At 67.3% G+C, this 18013-nt stretch carries 18 protein-coding genes; 11 read left to right on the plus strand and 7 right to left on the minus strand.

What is annotated here, in order from left to right; all coding sequences use genetic code 11:
• The first annotated feature begins 60 nt into the window (after nt 1–60).
• Together AC1DBQ_RS06765 and AC1DBQ_RS06770 are read left to right on the plus strand one after the other, a co-directional pair.
• Nucleotides 61–1758, plus strand: a complete 1698-nt coding sequence (locus AC1DBQ_RS06765; protein WP_476927776.1) for an ABC-F family ATP-binding cassette domain-containing protein — start codon at nt 61–63, stop codon at nt 1756–1758.
• Between the two features lie 230 nt (nt 1759–1988).
• Nucleotides 1989–3449: an amino acid permease gene (locus tag AC1DBQ_RS06770; RefSeq protein WP_476927777.1), complete on the plus strand. Its 1461-nt coding sequence runs from the start codon at nt 1989–1991 to the stop codon at nt 3447–3449.
• A 145-nt stretch (nt 3450–3594) separates the two neighbouring features.
• Here the strand turns inward: AC1DBQ_RS06770 and AC1DBQ_RS06775 are convergent, their stop codons facing one another.
• Together AC1DBQ_RS06775 and AC1DBQ_RS06780 are read right to left on the minus strand one after the other, a co-directional pair.
• Nucleotides 3595–4365: a dienelactone hydrolase family protein gene (locus tag AC1DBQ_RS06775; RefSeq protein ID WP_476927778.1), complete on the minus strand. Its 771-nt coding sequence runs from the start codon at nt 4363–4365 to the stop codon at nt 3595–3597.
• 117 nt (nt 4366–4482) lie between these two features.
• Entirely contained in the window at nt 4483–4659 is a 177-nt protein-coding gene (locus tag AC1DBQ_RS06780) for a CsbD family protein (protein WP_116765351.1), read from the minus strand.
• Nucleotides 4660–4856: 197 nt separating this feature from the next.
• Here AC1DBQ_RS06780 and AC1DBQ_RS06785 point away from each other — a divergent pair, with 197 nt between their 5' ends.
• From AC1DBQ_RS06785 to AC1DBQ_RS06805, 5 genes are all read left to right on the plus strand, one after another.
• Nucleotides 4857–5330 (plus strand): SRPBCC family protein, encoded by a 474-nt coding sequence (locus AC1DBQ_RS06785; protein ID WP_476927779.1) that lies wholly within the window; start codon nt 4857–4859, stop codon nt 5328–5330.
• A complete protein-coding gene (locus tag AC1DBQ_RS06790) occupies nt 5330–6007 on the plus strand; it encodes a pentapeptide repeat-containing protein (protein ID WP_476927780.1) in 678 nt (225 codons plus the stop codon). Before AC1DBQ_RS06785 ends, AC1DBQ_RS06790 begins: the two co-directional genes overlap by 1 nt.
• A 109-nt stretch (nt 6008–6116) precedes the next feature.
• Nucleotides 6117–7328, plus strand: coding sequence for a thiolase family protein (locus AC1DBQ_RS06795; RefSeq protein WP_476927781.1), 1212 nt, complete (start codon nt 6117–6119; stop codon nt 7326–7328).
• Nucleotides 7328–8152 (plus strand): enoyl-CoA hydratase/isomerase family protein, encoded by an 825-nt coding sequence (locus AC1DBQ_RS06800; RefSeq protein ID WP_476927782.1) that lies wholly within the window; start codon nt 7328–7330, stop codon nt 8150–8152. Before AC1DBQ_RS06795 ends, AC1DBQ_RS06800 begins: the two co-directional genes overlap by 1 nt.
• A 2-nt stretch (nt 8153–8154) precedes the next feature.
• On the plus strand, nt 8155–9027 hold the full coding sequence (locus AC1DBQ_RS06805) for a 3-hydroxyacyl-CoA dehydrogenase family protein (protein WP_476927783.1): 873 nt from the start codon (nt 8155–8157) through the stop codon (nt 9025–9027).
• A gap of 14 nt (nt 9028–9041) precedes the next feature.
• Here the strand turns inward: AC1DBQ_RS06805 and AC1DBQ_RS06810 are convergent, their stop codons facing one another.
• Nucleotides 9042–9482: an SRPBCC family protein gene (locus AC1DBQ_RS06810; protein ID WP_476927784.1), complete on the minus strand. Its 441-nt coding sequence runs from the start codon at nt 9480–9482 to the stop codon at nt 9042–9044.
• Between the two features lie 100 nt (nt 9483–9582).
• Between AC1DBQ_RS06810 and AC1DBQ_RS06815 the strand changes: the two genes are divergently transcribed.
• Entirely contained in the window at nt 9583–10203 is a 621-nt protein-coding gene (locus AC1DBQ_RS06815; RefSeq protein WP_476927785.1) for a GNAT family N-acetyltransferase, read from the plus strand.
• Here AC1DBQ_RS06815 and AC1DBQ_RS06820 read toward each other — a convergent pair.
• Entirely contained in the window at nt 10188–11024 is an 837-nt protein-coding gene (locus AC1DBQ_RS06820) for an SGNH/GDSL hydrolase family protein (protein WP_476927786.1), read from the minus strand. The genes AC1DBQ_RS06815 and AC1DBQ_RS06820 overlap by 16 nt on opposite strands.
• 283 nt (nt 11025–11307) lie before the next feature.
• On the opposite strand from AC1DBQ_RS06820, the gene AC1DBQ_RS06825 reads away from it, so the two are divergent.
• Entirely contained in the window at nt 11308–11988 is a 681-nt protein-coding gene (locus tag AC1DBQ_RS06825) for a tyrosine-protein phosphatase (RefSeq protein WP_476927792.1), read from the plus strand.
• Here AC1DBQ_RS06825 and AC1DBQ_RS06830 read toward each other — a convergent pair.
• A complete protein-coding gene (locus AC1DBQ_RS06830) occupies nt 11985–12284 on the minus strand; it encodes a hypothetical protein (protein WP_476927787.1) in 300 nt (99 codons plus the stop codon). The two genes, AC1DBQ_RS06825 and AC1DBQ_RS06830, sit on opposite strands and share 4 nt — an antisense overlap.
• A 43-nt stretch (nt 12285–12327) precedes the next feature.
• On the opposite strand from AC1DBQ_RS06830, the gene AC1DBQ_RS06835 reads away from it, so the two are divergent.
• Entirely contained in the window at nt 12328–14844 is a 2517-nt protein-coding gene (locus AC1DBQ_RS06835) for a S1 family peptidase (protein WP_476927788.1), read from the plus strand.
• Nucleotides 14845–14852: 8 nt separating this feature from the next.
• On the opposite strand, the gene AC1DBQ_RS06840 is transcribed toward AC1DBQ_RS06835, so the two are convergent.
• Entirely contained in the window at nt 14853–16061 is a 1209-nt protein-coding gene (locus AC1DBQ_RS06840) for a globin domain-containing protein (protein ID WP_476927789.1), read from the minus strand.
• Nucleotides 16062–16313: 252 nt separating this feature from the next.
• A complete protein-coding gene (locus AC1DBQ_RS06845) occupies nt 16314–16730 on the minus strand; it encodes a PaaI family thioesterase (protein ID WP_476927790.1) in 417 nt (138 codons plus the stop codon).
• A gap of 162 nt (nt 16731–16892) precedes the next feature.
• On the opposite strand from AC1DBQ_RS06845, the gene AC1DBQ_RS06850 reads away from it, so the two are divergent.
• Nucleotides 16893–18013 (plus strand): aldehyde dehydrogenase family protein (locus tag AC1DBQ_RS06850; protein ID WP_476927791.1); only part of this gene is annotated, 1121 nt, incomplete at its 3' end.

The following is an 18013-nucleotide window of genomic DNA, read 5'->3' on the forward strand; positions in this document are numbered from 1 at the left end:
TGCGATACTTGAGGACGCAAGCCGCCGCCGGCAGGCTGGGCACTTACTTGCGAGGACTCCTTGAGCGAACATCTCCGCCTTTCGGGCGTATCCCATKGTTATGGGGACCGCCAGCTCTTTGCCGGCGTCGAACTGGCCATCACAGCCGGTGAACATGTGGCGGTCGTCGGCGAAAACGGCGCGGGCAAATCAACGCTGCTCCGGGTTCTGGCCGGCCTCGAGGCCCCGGACGAGGGCACCGCCGTCCGCCAAGGCCGTGTCGGCTACCTTGCCCAGGCTCATGGCCTGCCCGATCAGTTCACCGTCAGCGACGCGATCGACGCCGCACTGGCATCGCTGCGCGCACTGGAGGCCGAGTTGGACCGGCTGGAGGCCGGGCTTGCCGGCGCGGAAGCGGACGAACTGGAGCGCTACGGAAACCTGCAGACGCAGTACCAGCTCAGGGAAGGCTACGCCGCGGAATCCCGGGTGGAGGCGGCGCTGGACAGGCTGGGCCTGGGCGGGCTGGATCGGACGCGGACACTKGGCTCACTCTCCGGCGGGGAACAGGAACGCGTGGCACTCGCCTGCGTACTGGCCGATCCCGCGGACATCCTCCTCCTGGACGAACCCACCAACCACCTTGACGCCAGCGGTACGGCCTGGTTGGAGGCGCGGCTGGCGGCGCACCGCGGAACCGTGGTGGTGGTCTCCCACGACCGCGTGCTCTTGCGCAAAGTGGCCTCAACCGTGATTGAGGTTGATGCCGAACGCCGGACGGTCAACCGCTATGGCAACGGCTATGAAGGCTACCTGCGGGAGAAGGCTGCCGAACGCCTGCGCTGGGCGCAGCAATACCAGGGGTGGCTCGACGCGATGGCTGCCGAACGGCTCCAGGCGGACACGGTCGCGGGAAGGATGGGCTATGCCCGCCAACGCGACGGCGACAAAATGGGGTTCGACTTCAAGGCCRGCACGTGGCAAAAGGCGGTCACCAGCAAGGTCCGCAACGCCCAGGAACGTCTCCGCCGGCTGGAGGCCAGCCCCATCGACCGTCCCCCGGTGCCCCTGAAGCTGGCAACGGATCTGCAGGCGGACGTTGCGGCGGGTCCCGCTCTTGAAGCAAACGGGGTGGCCGTGTCCGGCCGCCTGGAGGCCACGGACTTCCGGGTGGAGGCGGGCCAGAAAATCCTCATMACTGGCCCCAATGGCGCAGGCAAGTCMACACTGCTCTCCGTCCTTGCGGGCACGCTGGAACCGGCCAAGGGCACCGTGGTGAGGCACGGCCGGATCGGGTACCTGCAGCAGGAGTTGGAACTCCCTCGGCGTCCGGCATTGCGGCTCTTGCCTGCTTTTGCCGCGGGCCTGGGCGGCAACATCGATGAGCACGCCGAGGCACTGCTGCGCCTGGGGCTCTTCCGKACCAGCGAATTCCACGTACCGGTGGGCAGCCTTTCCGCAGGGCAACAACGCAGGCTGGCGCTGGCCCGGCTCCTGCTCGGCGGGTTCGGAACGATGCTCGTGGATGAACCCACCAACCATCTGGCGCCCGTCCTCGTGGAACAGCTTGAAGCTGCCCTCTCCGATTTCGCGGGGACGCTGGTCATAGTCAGCCATGACCGTGCGCTGGGGGAGTGGTTCAGCAAGTGCGCCCGTGCAAACAGCAGCGGGAACCGCACCGGGCACGGCGTCGGGGCCGGGAACTGGCGCCGGTACGCCATGCGGGACGGCGCCGTGACGCAAGGGAATGATGCGCCKGGATTTACGGGCTCCAAATAGAACATTATTCGGCCATTGAACAGATCGAGCGTCACTAATTAGGAATAGTGCCCGTCTGGTGTTGCCCGCGTCACGGTAGGGCCGGRAATTCTAGTACGATGGATGAGCCGCGCGAAGCTTTGACTTTGTGAGGTTCGGTACACGCTGCCGCCCCGCCGGGGCAAACCCGCATGTTGTGTAACCGAATCCCGGTCCCGTCCCGGCCCTAATCCGACCTGCAAGGAACTGTTGTGCCACAAAGTACTTCCACCGAACTTCAGAGCGCGCCGGCGCAACCCGCCGTCGTCGACTCGACTCTCAGCGCCGAGGGCTACAAGAAGACCCTGAGCGGCCGCCACGTGACGATGATCTCGATGGGCGGCGCAATCGGCGTCGGCCTGTTCATGGGAGCCGGCGGACGCCTGGCCTCCACCGGCCCGGCGCTGATCTTCTCCTACGCCATTGCCGGCGTGATCGCCTACCTGCTGATGCGGGCTCTCGGCGAGCTCATAATGTACCGGCAGACCTCGGGCTCCTTCGTCAGCTACGCCGGCGAAATGTTCGGCAAAAAGGGCGCCTTCATCTCCGGCTGGATGTATTTCATCAACTGGGGCATGACCGGGATCGCGGAACTGATCGCGATCGGTCTGTACTTCCAGTTCTTCTTCCCCAACGTGCCGGTGGAAGCCTCCGCGATTGCGGCGCTCGCGCTGCTGGTGGCCGTGAACCTGTTCAGCGTCAAGGCGTTCGGCGAGTTTGAATTCTGGGCATCCTGCCTCAAGGTCGGCGCCATCCTGATCTTCCTGGCTGTGGGCACCTTCATGGTGGTCACCAACGCCAAGGTGGGCGCGGGCCACGCCTCGGTGGCCAACCTCTTTGCCGACGACGGCGGGATGTTCCCCAAGGGCGCCCTCGTCATGGTCCTGGTGCTGAACGCCGTGATCTTCGCATACAACGGCATCGAACTCGTCGGCATCACCGCCGGCGARATGGAAAACGCCAAGCGCGAAGTGCCCAAGGCGATCCGCGCCGTCGTACTGCGCATAGTGGTCTTCTACGTCGGTTCCGTACTGCTGCTGGCCATGCTGCTGCCCTCKGACCAGTACAAGGCCGGCGTGTCCCCGTTCGTCACCGTCTTCGGCCAGATGGGCCTTGGCTGGGTGGGCGATGTCATGAACATGATCGTCATCACCGCCGCTCTGTCCTCCTGCAACTCTGGCCTGTACTCGATCGGCCGCGTCTTCCGCACCATGGCCAACAACGGACATGCCCCGCAGTGGCTCACCAAGATGTCCAAGCGGCACGTGCCGTACGCGGCCATCCTCGCCATCGCCGCCTTCTACCTCGTGGGCATCCTGCTGAACATCTGGCTGGGCGGCTCGCACGCCTTCGACCTCGCGCTGAACACCGCCTCGATCGGCGTGATCTTCACATGGGGCGCCATCTTCGCCAGCCAGATCGCKCTGCGCCACCAGAAGGGCCGCGTCTCCAGCCTCCCGATGCCGGGCTCGCCCTGGACCAGCTGGGCCGGACTGCTTGCGCTCCTGGCGATCACCGTGCTGATCGGCTTCGACACCATGACCAGCAAGACCGGTGAGGTCTTCCACCTGGGCCTGTGGACCCTCGCCACCGTTCCGTTCTTCGCCCTCATGCTGTGGCTAGGCTGGCAGAAGGTCAAGCAGAACGAGCCCAAGAGTGAGCTCTACAGCTAGGAGCCCCCGCTGGCGTAGCCGTCGATTGCTCCGTAACCGMCCTTCTGGAACGCCATGAGGGCGGTTACGGAGCAGTCGATCCGGAAAGGGCGGGCGCTCGGACGTCCAAATGCTCAGGCCTTCAAATGCTCAGCCCTTCAAATGCTCAGGCCTTCAAATGCTCAGCGAAGTGGTCCTCGATCCGCTGCCAGGCTTCCGGAGCCGACTGCGGATCGGGGCCGACGCCCATGACCCGGAAGAGCGGCCGCAGCGCCCTCGGTCCGGCCTCCGCATCGTTGAGGAAAGAGTGCCCGGCCGATGGGAACTCCTTGACATCGTTMTCCACCCCGAGCCGGTCCAGGACGGACTCAAGCTTCGCCGCCCCGCCTGGAATGCTGCGGTCCCTGCCGCCAAAGTTGCCCACCACCGGGCAGGCGCCGGCCAGGGCCTTCTCGGGGTTCTTGGGGAGCCGKCCGTAGTTGACGGCCGCCGCGTCGAAGCGGTCATTGGCCAGGAKCAGGGCGAATCCGCCGCCCATGCAGAACCCGATCACGCCGATTTTGCCGGTGGTCCGGCCGGATTCCAGCAGCCAGTCCCGGGCTGTCGCCAGGTCGGTGAAGGCCCGGCCCTCGCCCGCCGCCAGCGCCCGCATGGTGGCCACGAGGCAGCGGCGGGCGCCGCCGTCGCTGAACAGATCAACGGCAAGCGTCAGGTATCCCGCCGCCRCCAATCGGTCAGCGTGGCGGACGGTGATGTCGTCGAGGCCGAACGCTTCGTGGATCATCAGGACCGCCGGGAAGGGCCCCTCGCCCTCCGGCGTCGCCAGGTAACCTCGCAGCACCGGCGAACCGCCGGCCGCGGCACTGGCCTGGCTCAGGTCGACGTTGCTGAGATCCCGGCTTGCGGGCTTGCCGTGGTCTGCCTCGGTGCGTGCCATGCTGTCCCCTCTGTGGCTGTTCCGGCCATTGTTGCAGGATGTTCGCCCGGAGGGCACAAAAAAGCGACGCCGGACATCCCCCAAAGGAAAGTCCGGCGCCGCAATTCTTGAAAAGGACTAGTCCTTTTTGAACGCGTCCTTGACGTTTTCGCCGACCTTCTTCGCGTCGGCTACAACCTGGTCGCGCTGACCCTCGGCCCGCAGCTGATCGTTGTCAGTCGCGTTTCCTGCGGCTTCCTTGGCCTTGCCGCCAAGGTGCTCCGCTTCGTTCTGAATCTTGTCTCCGATACCCATGGTGCAGGCCACCTTTCGTTTCCGGTAGAAATTCACTGTCCAAACACCATAACACAAAGCATGCTTACTACTTCAAGAGACCTCGTCCAAAAAGGGTGCCGCGAGCTGATCGGTGGATGTTGCCGCCGGCCGCGGCAGGGCGGGGCGAACCCTGGTGGCTTTTCCCGGCGGGCGCTCCCCGGGCTAGGCTCGGAGTCATGGACCACAAGACCACTCTCACGCAGCACATCAAGGCTCCGGCGGACTCGGTCTGGGCGGTGGTGTCGGACATTCCCGCATCTGCCGCAACCCTGTCCGGCGTTGACGCGATCCAGATGCTCACCGATGGACCCTATGCCGTAGGGACCCGCTGGAAAGAGACCCGCACCATGATGGGGCGCTCGGAAACGGTGGAGATGTGGGTCTMCCAGTGCGAGGCGCCGTCGAACGGCCGGGKCGGCGGCACCACCGTAAAGGCTCTCCAGGGCGGCGCCGACTACACCTCGCGATTCTCCCTGGCGGAGCGCGACGGCGGCACTGACCTCACGCTGACGTTCGGTGCCGAGCTCACCAGCCCCACCMGGTTCAGCAAGATCATGCTCACCGTGTTCGCTCCGCTCGGCATGCGCATCACCCGCAAGGCGCTCGCGAAGGACATGGCGGAAATCGCGGCCAAGGCCGAGTCGCTCTGATGGTCCGGCACGCCGGGGCGGCCAAGGCGCCCAAAGTCACCGCACCCCGCCTCGCGCCGGTTCGGCCGGGGGAGTTGCGGGACGAGCMCGCCCCGGACTTCCGGCGCGGTGTACGGTACGACGGCGTCCGATACAGCCGCGCGTCGGCCGACGGCCTGGACCTTGGCGGCACGGACTTTGCCGAGTGCGAGTTCGCCKGGGTGTCGTTMAATGAGACCCAGTTGCGCGGCGCCACCTTCCGCKACTGCATCCTCACCGAGGTCTACGCCCCGGTGCTGACGGCCGCCCGGACCAGCCTGCGCGACGTGGAGATCGGGAATCCCCGCTGGGGATCGGCGGAGCTCTACGAAAGCGGCTGGCAGTCGGTGYGGATCGACGGCGGCAAACTCGACTACGTGAACCTGCGCGGATCCAAGCTCACCGACGTGCAGATCAGCGACTGCATAATCAACGAGTTGGATCTGGGCTCCTGCACCGCCACTCGGGTMGCCTTGAAGAACTGCACGATCGGCACCCTCGATTTCACCGGGGCCCGGCTCAAGGACTTCGACCTCCGCGGCACCGACTTCCGCACGATCAGCGGCCTGGGCAGCCTGGCCGGACTCGTGATCGACGACTACCAGCTCACCCTGCTGGCCCCGCTGCTCRCAACGCATCTGGGTGTCGTCGTCGCGTAATCCGGCGGCATCCGGTTGACCCGCTTGCCCTGCCGTGTAATCTTTATAGAACGAACGGTCGGTAAATTACTCTGCTGCCGGCCCCGCTTTCTTGGTGAAGGATGTTCTCATGGTCGAGGCTTTTCTTGTAGGMGGTGCCCGCACCCCGGTCGGCCGCTACGGCGGCGCCCTCTCCGCGGTCCGCCCCGATGACCTGGCCGCACTGGTGGTCCGCGAAGCCGTGGTCCGCGCCGGCGTCGACCCGGACAGCATCGACGAGGTGATCCTCGGCAACGCCAACGGCGCCGGCGAAGAGAACCGCAACGTGGCCCGGATGGCCACGCTCCTAGCTGGGCTTCCCCTGCACATCCCCGGCATCACCGTGAACCGGCTGTGCGCCTCTGGCCTCAGCGCCATCATCATGGCCAGCCAGATGATCAAGTCCGGTGCCGCCGACATCGTGATCGCAGGCGGCGTCGAATCCATGAGCCGGGCCCCGTGGGTCCAGGAAAAGCCCCGGACGGCCTTCGCCAAACCCGGCRAAATCTTCGATACCTCCATCGGCTGGCGTTTCGTCAACCCGCGGTTCGCCAAGGGCGAGCTCGCCCGGGACGGGAAGATGACCTACTCCATGCCGGAGACGGCCGAGGAGGTGGGACGGGTTGACGGCATCTCCCGCGAGGACGCCGACGCCTTCGCCGTCMGCTCCCAMGAACGCGCCCTCGCCGCGATCGCCGCAGGCCGCTTCGCCGACGAGATCGTCCCCGTGACCGTCACGTCCCGCAAGGGCGAGACCGTCGTGGACACCGATGAGGGCCCCCGGGCAGGCACCACCATGGACGTCCTCGCCGGGCTCCGGCCCGTGGTTAAGGGCGGCTCGATTGTCACCGCCGGCAACTCCTCCACCCTCAACGACGGCGCCTCCGCCATCATCGTGGCCTCCGAAGCCGCCATCCAGAAGCTTGGCCTCACGCCGCGCGCCCGCATCATCGACGGCGCCTCGGCCGGCTGTGAGCCAGAAATCATGGGCATCGGCCCCGTCCCGGCCACTCAGAAGGTGCTCGCCCGCTCGGGGCTCAGCGTCGGTGACCTCGGCGCCGTCGAACTCAACGAAGCGTTCGCGACCCAGTCCCTGGCCAGCATGCKCCGGCTCGGCCTGGACCCGGAGATCGTCAACCGCGACGGCGGCGCGATCTCCCTGGGCCACCCGCTGGGTTCATCCGGGTCGCGGATCGCCATCACGCTGCTGGGCCGGATGGAACGCGAAGACGCCAGGATCGGCCTCGCCACCATGTGCATCGGCGTCGGCCAGGGCACGGCCATGCTGCTGGAGCGCGTGTAGTGGCGGCCGAGACGCTCGACCCGGCCGGCTTCAGCACGCTCCTGGTCGAGCAGCGCGAGGACCGCGTAGTGGTGGTCCTGAACCGCCCCGAGGTCCGCAACGCGATCGACCAGCAGATGGTCGACGAACTTCACGCCGTGTGCGCCTACCTCGAGCAGCATCCCGGGATCCTCATCATCGCCGGCGCCGAGGGAGTCTTCGCGTCCGGCGCCGACATCGGACAGCTGCGCGAACGCCGCCGCGACGACGCCCTGCAGGGCATCAACTCCACCATCTTCGTCCGCATCGCCAAGCTGCCGATGCCCGTCATCGCGGCCCTGGACGGCTTCTGCCTCGGCGGCGGCGCCGAGTTGGCCTACGCCGCCGACTTCCGGATCGGCACCCCGTCGGTCCGGATCGKCAACCCGGAAACCGGCCTCGGCATCCTGGCCGCGGCCGGTGCCAGCTGGCGCCTCAAAGAGCTTGTCGGGGAGCCTGTGGCCAAGGAGATTCTGCTCGCCGGAGCCGTGCTGCGCGCAGAACGCGCCCTGGCCGTCAACCTCATCACCGAAATCCATGAACCGTCCGAGCTCATGGCCGCGGCGCACAAGCTCGCCGACCGGATCGCCACGCAGGACCCGCTCGCCGTGCGGATCACCAAGTCCGTGTTCCATGCGCCGGCCGAGGCGCACCCCCTCATCGACCAGCTGGCGCAGGGGATCCTCTTCGAATCGCAGGCAAAATTCGACCGCATGCAGGCTTTCCTGGACAAGAAATCCGACAAGAAATCCGACAAGAAATCTGCCGCAAAGACGGCAGCAAACGAATCCGAGAAGAAGAACTAGCCATGGGCAACTCCGTACTCCCCGCCAACCTTCCCGTAGCCGTCGGGGTCCTCGGCGGCGGCCGCATGGGCGCCGGCATCGCCCACGCCTTCCTGATCAAGGGCGCCAATGTACTGGTCGTGGAGCGCGACGAGGCTTCGGCCGAGGCCGCCCGCGAGCGGGTCGAGTCCGCCGCGGCCAAGAGCATCGAACGTGGCGCCGTGGACGGCAATCTGGACGAGATGGTCTCCCGGCTCGCCGTCACCGTCGACTACGACGACTTCGCCGGCCGGCACCTGGTGGTCGAGGCCGTGCCGGAGGACTGGGACCTGAAGGTCACCGCCCTGCGCGGCATCGAGGAACGGCTCGACGACGACGCCTACCTCGCCTCCAACACATCATCACTGTCCGTCAACGGGTTGGCCCGCGAGCTGAAGCGGCCGCAGAACTTCCTGGGGCTGCACTTCTTCAACCCGGTGCCGGCGTCGACCCTGATCGAAGTAGTCCTCGGCGAACAGACCTCCCATGCCCTGGCCCAGGCAGCCCGCGGCTGGGTGGAGGCGCTCGGCAAGACCGCCGTCGTCGTCAACGACGCTCCCGGCTTCGCCTCCTCAAGGCTTGGCGTCGCGATCGCCCTCGAAGCGATGCGCATGGTCGAAGAGGGCGTCGCGTCCGCCGAGGACATCGACAACGCCATGGTCCTGGGCTATAAGCACCCCACGGGCCCGCTCCGGACCACCGACATCGTGGGCCTCGACGTGCGCCTCGGCATCGCGGAATACCTGCAGTCCACCCTAGGGGAGCGCTTCGCCCCGCCGCAGATCCTCCGCGACAAGGTGGCCCGCGGCGAACTGGGCCGCAAGACCGGCAAGGGCTTCTTCGACTGGACCGACTGACCGCAGGGCCGGGACTACCTTGATGCCCGCGCGTCCAAGGTCTTCTTCATGCCGTCCATGGCCGGAGCCGCAAGTGACTGGAAGGCCGGCTTGACGAACGGTTCGGCAAGCTTGAGCGATCCTTTGAGCTGGAATTCTGCGGTGTACCGGACTTCGGATCCGGAGCCCGAAGGCGTGACGTCGATCGTGTCCACGGAGATGACAGACTTGTTTTCGCCACGCAGTTTGATGCGGGTCCCGGCCAGCTCCACGACCTCGTAGATCAGCGTCTGCCGCTTGCCGCGAAACTCCGCTTCGGCGTGATAGCGGTGGCCCACAGCCACCGGGCCGTCGGAGAGCTTCTTGACCACCGGCGTCCCGGGGTCCCATTCCGGCGTGTGCTCGAAAGAGGCGAGGTATGCGAAGGCGTTACTGGCATCCAGGGCGGAGCGGACCGTACCGGTGACTGTGATCATGGGCCCCAGCCTACCCAGAAGGTGCGGCTTTGGGACCGAACCTGCCTCCGGGCCGCCCGTGATCCGGCAAACCGTCCAGTCCCGCACCTAGGATGGTCCCGTGAACCGCATTCATCCCACCACGCTCACMGGAAAATATGTCGTCCTGGAACCGCTGAGCCAGGACCACCACGACGGCCTCGTGGACGCGGTGCGCGACGGCGAACTGTGGAAGCTCTGGTACACCGGCGTCCCAGAGCMGGAGGGGATGGCCGCGGAGATTGACCGCCGGCTCACGCTCCAGGAGCAGGGATCCATGCTGCCGTTCGCCACGCGGCTGATCKATCCGGCCACCGGCACACCCGGCGCGGTCATCGGCATGACCACGTACATGAACATCGATCCGGTCACGCCGCGCGTCGAGATCGGATCCACCTGGAACGCCGCCTCCGCGCACGGCAGCGGCACCAACCCGGACTCCAAGCTCCTGATGCTGCGGCACGCCTTCGAAACGCTMGGGTGCCCGGCGGTCGAATTCCGGACGCACTGGCTCAACCACCAGTCCCGCGAGGCGATCGCCCGGCTGGGAGCCAAGCAGGACGGCGTCCTGCGCAGCCATTCCCGCACCGCCGACGGCGTCCTGCGGGACACGGTGGTCTTCTCCATCCTCGAGCACGAGTGGCCCATGGTCCGCAACGGCCTCGAGGCCCGGCTGGCCATACGGCGTCAGGGGGTCGAGTAGGCCTTGGCCCCGCGAAGTGATGCGAAGTACGCCATGTAGCCCTTGGCGTTCGGGTGGTAGTTTTCGGGACTGGTCGGGGCCAAAAGGTTGAGATTGATCCACGGTGCCGCGGAATTGACGCCGTGACCGGCGAAAGCGGCCCGTACATCGACGTACTCCGCTCCGGCGGCCCAGGCCGCGGCGGCGATGGAGCCGTTCAGGCCGTCAGCCAGGTGTGTGGCTTTATAGACGAACACGGACATCGGATCAGTCTGACCCGGGGCGACCGGATCATAGAGGTAGGGGTAGCCCGTCACCACAACCCTGGCGTTGGGGGCGGCAGCCTTCACGCTCTGAATCATCGCGGTCACGTCACCGTCCAGTTTATGGCTGGAGATCTCGCCCTGCGCGAAGTCCGTCGCCGCGGCGCACTGCCGCCCCGCGACGGKATTGACCATGGCTGCACTGCAGTACGCAAGGATTGCCCCAAACCGAAGATTGTTGCCGCCAGCTGTGATGGTGACGAGGTCGGTGGTCTTGTTCAGCTGCCTCAGCTGGGTGTTCACGACGTCCTGGGTCGTCTTGCMGCTGCAGGCCGCGTTGGCGACCAGTTTKATGGTTGGCGCGTGGGCAGCGAGCTCGGAATAGGTGTTMTCGCTGCGGTAACAATTATCCAGATACGGACCGGCCCCCAGCCCGGCGGCGTAGGAGTCTCCCAGCGCGATGTACGTGGTCCTGCCCACCGCCTGCGCCGGCACTCCCGCCAAACMGGCCGCCATTGCCAGGCCGGCGAGACCGGCTKCCAGAGCCGTTCGCCGGCGTCGAAGTTTCAGACTTCCCATGGTGTTCTCCTCAGTAACACGCTGGCTTCAGCGCCCATGCTTTGAAATCGCATCGCGAAGGGGTGTCAGTCCCGGCGGCAGGCGAACTGAAAAGGAGTCCGGCGGCTACCGGGTGCTCCGCCGCTCTGCGGAAGCGGGAACCCGCACCATGCCAATATTMCCATTGTGTATGTCCTTTGGGAATCCTGCCGTGGATTGGCGCTGGGGCGTGTGATTAGCTTTCAAGATGACGATTCCTGCCGCGTCGGGTGGCCAAGCCAAAGGGGTGGCGGTGCCCGGAACGATGGAGTGGGATGGGGCGGTCAACGCGTGGCATGTGGCCGGGGACGTGTACCGCATGGGACGGCGGGAATGGCTGACTGAGACCGGCTGGCGGCAGGCGTACGACCGCGGCATCCGGACCGTCGTCGACCTCCGCAACGAGGCCGAAATACGGCGCCGGGAGACCGACCCGCCGGTGGACGAGGCAGCCCTGGCGGCCTTCGACGTCGTGCTGGCTCCTACCGAAGAACCGGCCAACAGCGAATTCCGTGAACTCTGCGTGCCTTACCTGAACGACCCCGCCTCCTATGCCGACAACGCCAGGCTGTTCCCCCACCTGCTGGCCGGCGTCTTCAAAGCGGTGGCGGCCGCGAAAGGCGGGGTGATCATCCATTGCTCCGCCGGGCGGGACCGGAGCGGCATGATCGCCGCCATGCTCCAAGACCTCGCCGGGCACGGCGACGAGRCCATTGTGCGTGCCTACCAGTGCTCCATGCGGGGCATCAACGAGCATCACCGGCGCTCCGCCGTCCCGCATCCGCACGAACGCTTCCTGCCCGAGGACGCCTTGGTGCCCMTGCTGGAATCCCGCGGCGAAAGCCTGCTGCGGTTCGTTCGCCACGTGAAGACCGAAAATTTCTTACGCCACAATGGCATAACGGACCGGGAGTTGACGGCCATTCTGGCCAAATTGGGACGCTAGAGTAACCGGGTGAAGACTCCGAAGTTCCAGCTGATGGTGCGTGCCGCCGCTGCCCTCGCGATCGCGCTTGCCGGAACCGTGTCCGCCGGAACGGTGTCCGCCATGCCGGCGGTGGCTGAAACCGGTGCGGGAACGCCGGCGCCGGTCCCGGCCGAGCCGTCACCTTCAACCTCGCCCTCGCCGGTCCCAACGACGGCGGCGGCGCCTGCCGCGTCTTCCCCGGCTGAGCCTTCGGCTGCGTCTTCGGCTTCGTCTTCTGCGGCTGACTCTGCTTCGGCGCCTGCCACGGCGCCCATCAGCGGTGCCGGCCTCGCCGAAGCCGTGCAGCGGGACCTTGGCATGACCCTCGCGGAATTCAATGCCGCCGGGGCCCTGGCCCGGCGGGCCGCCGACGCCGCATCCTCCCTCCGCACGCTCCCCGGCTATGTGGGGATCAGCCTCCACGGCGGCACGATCGTCGTCGAGGGCGACGGCCCCGAGCTCCGGGCGCGCGTGGCGGAACTGAACGGCGTTAACCAACTGAATGGCGTGGACCACCTAAATCAGGCCGGGCCTGCCGATTTCGTGCTGGCCGCTCCCGCATCCGCAGCCGTTCTCCCCTCAGCCGCCGAGCTCCTTGTCTCCAGCACGCAGCAACTGTTCGAGGCCTATGTCCGCGACGTCGGCGCCGCCGGGCTCCAGGCCGTCACCTACACCAACGGCCACTTCGTCATCCGAACCGGCGGCACCACCACGGCACAAACCGGGCCGGCCTCCAGCGCCGGCCTGCTCACCGGCCCGGACACAACGCCGGCGACAGCGCCAGGCACTAAGCMGAAGATGTCGGCGGCGGACTTTGTGGCCCGCTACGCCAACGTAGCGCTGGAGCAAGGATCCCGGATCGCCACGGAAGGGGATTACTTTGGCGGCGAGGGCTACATCATTGACGGCCGGACCGTGTGCTCGGCCGGGTTCGGAGCCTTCGGCCCCGCGGGCGAGCCCCTGGTCCTGACGGCCGGGCACTGCGCCGCTGACGGCGCCGCGAAGCAGGCCGAGATTGAAAACCCGGCGGGTGCGCCGGCGGCCGGCGGGGCCGGTTCCGGCACGGCCGCCGGAACCCTGGGCTCCTTCGGGTTCAGCCAGTTCGGCGGCCCGGGCAACACCAAGGTTGCCTCGGACGGGACCAATGTGGGCACGGACATCGCCGTCCTCCAAGGCATCAGAAGCGGCCTGGACCTMCAGCCCGCCGTCACCCGGTGGGACAACCCCGCCGATCCTGGGCCGACCTCCGTGAAGATCGTGKGCACCGTGGCTCCCTTCCAGGGCCAGCCCGTGTGCCGATCCGGCCGGAGCCTCGGCTGGTCGTGCGGAACTGTGGACTCCGTGGGAACGTGGGTCATCGCCGGTCCGGACTCCCTGCCGCCGGACTACGACAACGATCTCCGGGCGCTGAACGGCTTTGACTCCACCACGGTCAAGTCCCGMCCCGGGGACTCGGGCGGCCCGTGGATCAGCGGGAACTTCGCGGTGGGCACGCACACCGGGGCGGAAAGCGACGGCGGCGTCCAGACCCGCGCCATCGCGACGACGCTCGAGGACGCCACCGGCCGCATCCCCGGAGGAGTCCAGCTGCAGCTGTTCCTGAATAAGCCGACGCTCGCCGCGGCCGTCAACGGAACCCTCGCAGCCGGCGAGCCCATCAGGGGCCACGTGGATGCCGGCCCGGCCTCTGTGGTGGCGCCGAATTCCAAGGTCCGCATCACCGTCCAAAGCTCAAACCCGGACCAGAAGCCGGACCAGCCGTTGGAAGTGCCGGTGGACGCGTCAGGAAACTGGCAGTTCCCCGCACCCGAGTGGGCGGGTTCCTTCACGTTTTCCGCGGAAACCGTGAACGGCTTCAGCCGCTCCGGAGCGGTCTCCTTGTCCGTGAAGGTCTCCGGCCTCGCGGCGCCGGTCATCACGGCTCCGGCAGACGCCCGGACGGACGGCTCTGCGGACGGCCCTGGGCTGACCGCCGTCGAAACGATTGAGGGAGCGGGGGAGCCCGGCCGTACGGTGCGGCTCTCCGGTGACTTCACCGGGACCGGGCTGGTCGCACCCGACGGCCGCTGGAGCATCAACGTGGCCGATCAKCCGGTCTTCGGAAAAGTCTCGGTGACCGCGGTGCTGACGGCTCCGGGCCAGACGGACAGCCCCTCCGCGACCAGCAGTTTCACCGTCATCCCACCAGTCCCGGCGGTCTCGGGCATCCGCGATGGCAAGCATCTGCGCCAGGATGCCTTGCCCGCGAGCATCTCCGGGACCGCCGTCGATGGCGCCGAGGTCAGCGTGTCGGTGGACGGTGCGGCCATCGGATCGGCACAGGCAAGTTCCGCCGGTGCGGGGGCGCAGGCCGCGCTGCAGCCGCGGGTTCCGCAGGACCTGGCCGGCGGCGCCCGGTGGAGTGTCCCGTTCCCCGCAGGCCTCGCCGCCGGAGCGCACACGCTGAGGGTCACGCAGGCTGTTGACGGGGTCGCTTCGCTTCCGGCCGCCGTCGGGTTCACCATCGACGCCGCGCCTGCTTCCGCGGGCACCCTCGATGAGACGCCGGCGGCTCCCCAGCAGCCCGCTCCTCAGCAGCCGGCCGTCCAGCAGCCCGGAACTCCTGCGCAGTCGCCAGTGCCGGCGCAGGTTCCCATTGCGCCGTCTACCGTCCCGCCCTCTATCGTCCCGCCGTCGGAGGCCTCTGTCACGGTGGGCGGCACGCCCGCGGGCAGCGCAAACCAGCTGGCCAGCACKGGCGCCGGAGGGCTGTTGTATGCTGCCGGTCTCGGCGCCGGTGCCCTGCTGCTGGGCGCGGCCTTCGTGATCTTCGCCCGGCGTCGGCCGGTGCGTTAGCTACCGGGCTACTGGAAGTCAGCCAGCCAGAGATCCGGGCCGAAAACCTCGTATTGAATGTCCTTGGCAGGGACGCCGCCGGCAATCAGGGCGCTGCGCACCGACTTCAGGAACGGCAGGGGACCGCAGAGGTAGTACTCGGCGTCGTCGGGGAGCTCCACCGCGCTGACGTCCATGAACCCGGAGAACGCGGATCCGGACGACTCTCCGGCCTCCGGGGGAGTCAGGAACCACGTCTTCAAGGTCCCGTCCGCCAGCGTCGCGAGATCCTCCCGGACTTGCGCCCGGAGCGGAAAGGACGCCTCGCTGTCATCGGCGTGCAGGAGCATCACCTGGCGCTGGGAGCCGGACTTCACCAGGTGCGACAGCATCCCGGCCATCGGCGTGATCCCAATCCCCGCGCTGGCCATGACTAGGGGCCGGTCCGTGTACTCCAGTACCACGTCGCCGAACGGTGCCGAGAGCACCACCTCGTCGCCCACCTGGACATCGTTGTGGAGCAGCGTGGACATCTCGCCGTCGGGAGTCGCGAGTCCATGGACCCGCTTCACCGCGAACTGCCGGTGCTGCCCGTCGTCGGCCTTGGTGAGGCTGTATTGCCGGGGCTGCTGCACGCCGTCGGGCATGGCCATCTTGATGGTCACGTACTGCCCCGGCAGGGACGGCTTKACGTCGCGCTCGTCGGTCCGTTCGACGACGAAGGAGACAACGTCCTCCGTCTCCTGGATCCGCCGCACCACCCGCCACGTCCGCCATATGGTCTCGGGGGAGAGGTGCACGGCGTTGTACAGCCCGCGTTCCTTGTTGATGAGCAGGTTCCCCATCAGCCAGTAGACCTCGTCCCAGGCGGCGGCGACCTCCGGGGTGACGGCATCCCCGAGGACATCCACGATCGCCCACATGAGGTGGTCATGGACAACCTGGTATTGGTCCGGGCTTAGTCCCAGCGAGACGTGTTTGTGGGCCACTCGGGAGAGCAGATGGTCCGGGACCTGATCCGGTTTGTCCACGAGCATGCCGGCGAATGCCGCGATGGATCCGGCGAGCGCCTGCTGCTGGCGGCCGTCCGCCTGGTTCCCCCGGTTGAAGAGGCCGTCCAGGAGGTCCGGCCGCGCGTCGAACATATGTTTGTAGAAGCGCTTGGCGATCTCCTCGATGTGCTCGCCGACCACGGGAAGCGTTGCCTTGATGACGGGAAGCGAGGTGTCTGAGAGCATGATGGGTCCCTTCCGGTGTGACCGGTTGCGCCCAGCGGTGCCGGGCGACTCAGCCCTTCCAAGCTAACAGTCCGGTCGTGGGGCCTTCCGGGTCGATCGGCCCTACATCACGAGGGGAGAGCGGTGTAGGCGGGCCATGGCCGGGCCCCGGTTCGCCGGAAAGCTGCGGGCTCGCCGTACGGCTACGGCGACCCCGCAAGTCTGGGGCGACCTCGGGGTGCGGGCCGGAACTCCGGGCTGCGAACTCAGCCGTCAGGACTTGCGGGCCAGCAGCAGGTTGGTGATCCGCAGCGTGCAGAGCCGCTGGCCGGCCTCGTTAGTGATCAGGACCTCGTGGGTGGTCAGGGTGCCGCCAAGGTGGATGGGGGTGGCCGTGATGGTGATGGTCCCCTCCCGTGCCGACTTGTGGTGCGTGGCCGAGACGTCGACGCCGACGGCCGTCTTGCCCAGGGTGCTGGCATGGATCACGGCGGCCCAGGATCCCACGGCCTCGCCCACGGCCAGCGAGGCGCCGCCGTGCAGGAGTCCGAACGACTGCCGGTTGCCCTCCACCGGCATGGTCGCCACCACGCGGTCCACGGACTCCTCGACGATCTTCACGCCCATCTTCTCGTCGAGTTCCCCGAGGGTGATCTTCCACAACTCGGTGCTGCCGGTCTCGGGCGTCATAGCGTCTCCTTCGTTGCCGGCMGGTCGACGGCCCGGCCGGTCTGTGCTGCCGTAGCTAGTGTGCGGCGGGCCTCATTCATGTACTGTAGACATATTACCGAACGGACGGTCAGTAATGTTGGCCGTGTTGATCTTGCCCCGCGTTGGAAGGACCCGTCAACGATGACCACCACAGTCGTACCCACAGTAGACACCGTAGAGATCGTTCCCAGCTTCATCCGGGGTTCATGGTGGACTCCCGACGCAGCCTCCGCCGCCGGCGCCGCGCCGGTCCTGGACGCCAGCACCGGCGAACTCCTGGCCAAGGTGAGCACCGAAGGACTCGACCTCGCCGCCGTCGTGGACTACGGCCGCACCACCGGGCAGGCGGAACTCGGCAAGCTGACCTTCCACCAGCGCGCCCTTAAGCTCAAAGAGCTCGCGCAGTACCTCAATGGCCGGCGCGAGGAGTTCTACGCCCTTTCGGCGCAGACCGGCGCCACCAAGATCGACTCCATGATCGACATCGACGGCGGCATCGGCGTGCTCTTCACGTTCGGGTCCAAGGGCCGCCGCGAGCTCCCGAACTCCCAGGTGGTGGTGGACGGCCCCATGGAGGTGCTGTCCAAGGACGGCTCCTTCGCCGGCGAGCACATCTACACCCGCATTCCGGGCGTCGCCGTGCAGATCAACGCCTTCAACTTCCCGGTCTGGGGCATGCTGGAGAAGCTCGCCCCGGMCTTCATCGCCGGCGTCCCCACGATCGTCAAGCCCGCCACCCCCACCGGCTACGTGGCCGCGGCCGTCGTCAAGGCAATCGACGAATCCGGCATCCTGCCCAAGGGCTCGCTGCAGCTCATTTCCGGCTCCGTCCGCACCTTGCTGGACCACCTGGACTACCGCGACCTCGTGGCGTTCACAGGCTCGGCCTCGACCGCCAACACGCTGAAGTCCCACCCCAACGTGGTCAAGGGCGGCGTCCGCTTCACTTMCGAGACCGACTCCCTCAACGCCGCGATCCTGGGCCCGGACGCGGTCAAGGGCACGCCGGAATTCGACGCCTTCATCAAGTCCCTCGTCACCGAGATGACGGCCAAAGCCGGCCAGAAATGCACCTCGATCCGCCGCGCGATCGTTCCGCAGGAGCAGGTTCAGGACGTCATCGCCGCCGTCGGGGAGCGCATCCGCGAACGCGTCGTGCTCGGTGACCCCCGCGCGGAGGGCGTCACGATGGGCGCGCTGGCTTCCCGGGAGCAGCTCGCCGATGTGCGCGCGGCCGTCCAGTCTATGCTCGACGCCGGCGG

This window comes from Arthrobacter sp. 10T413_2, from assembly GCF_056394205.1.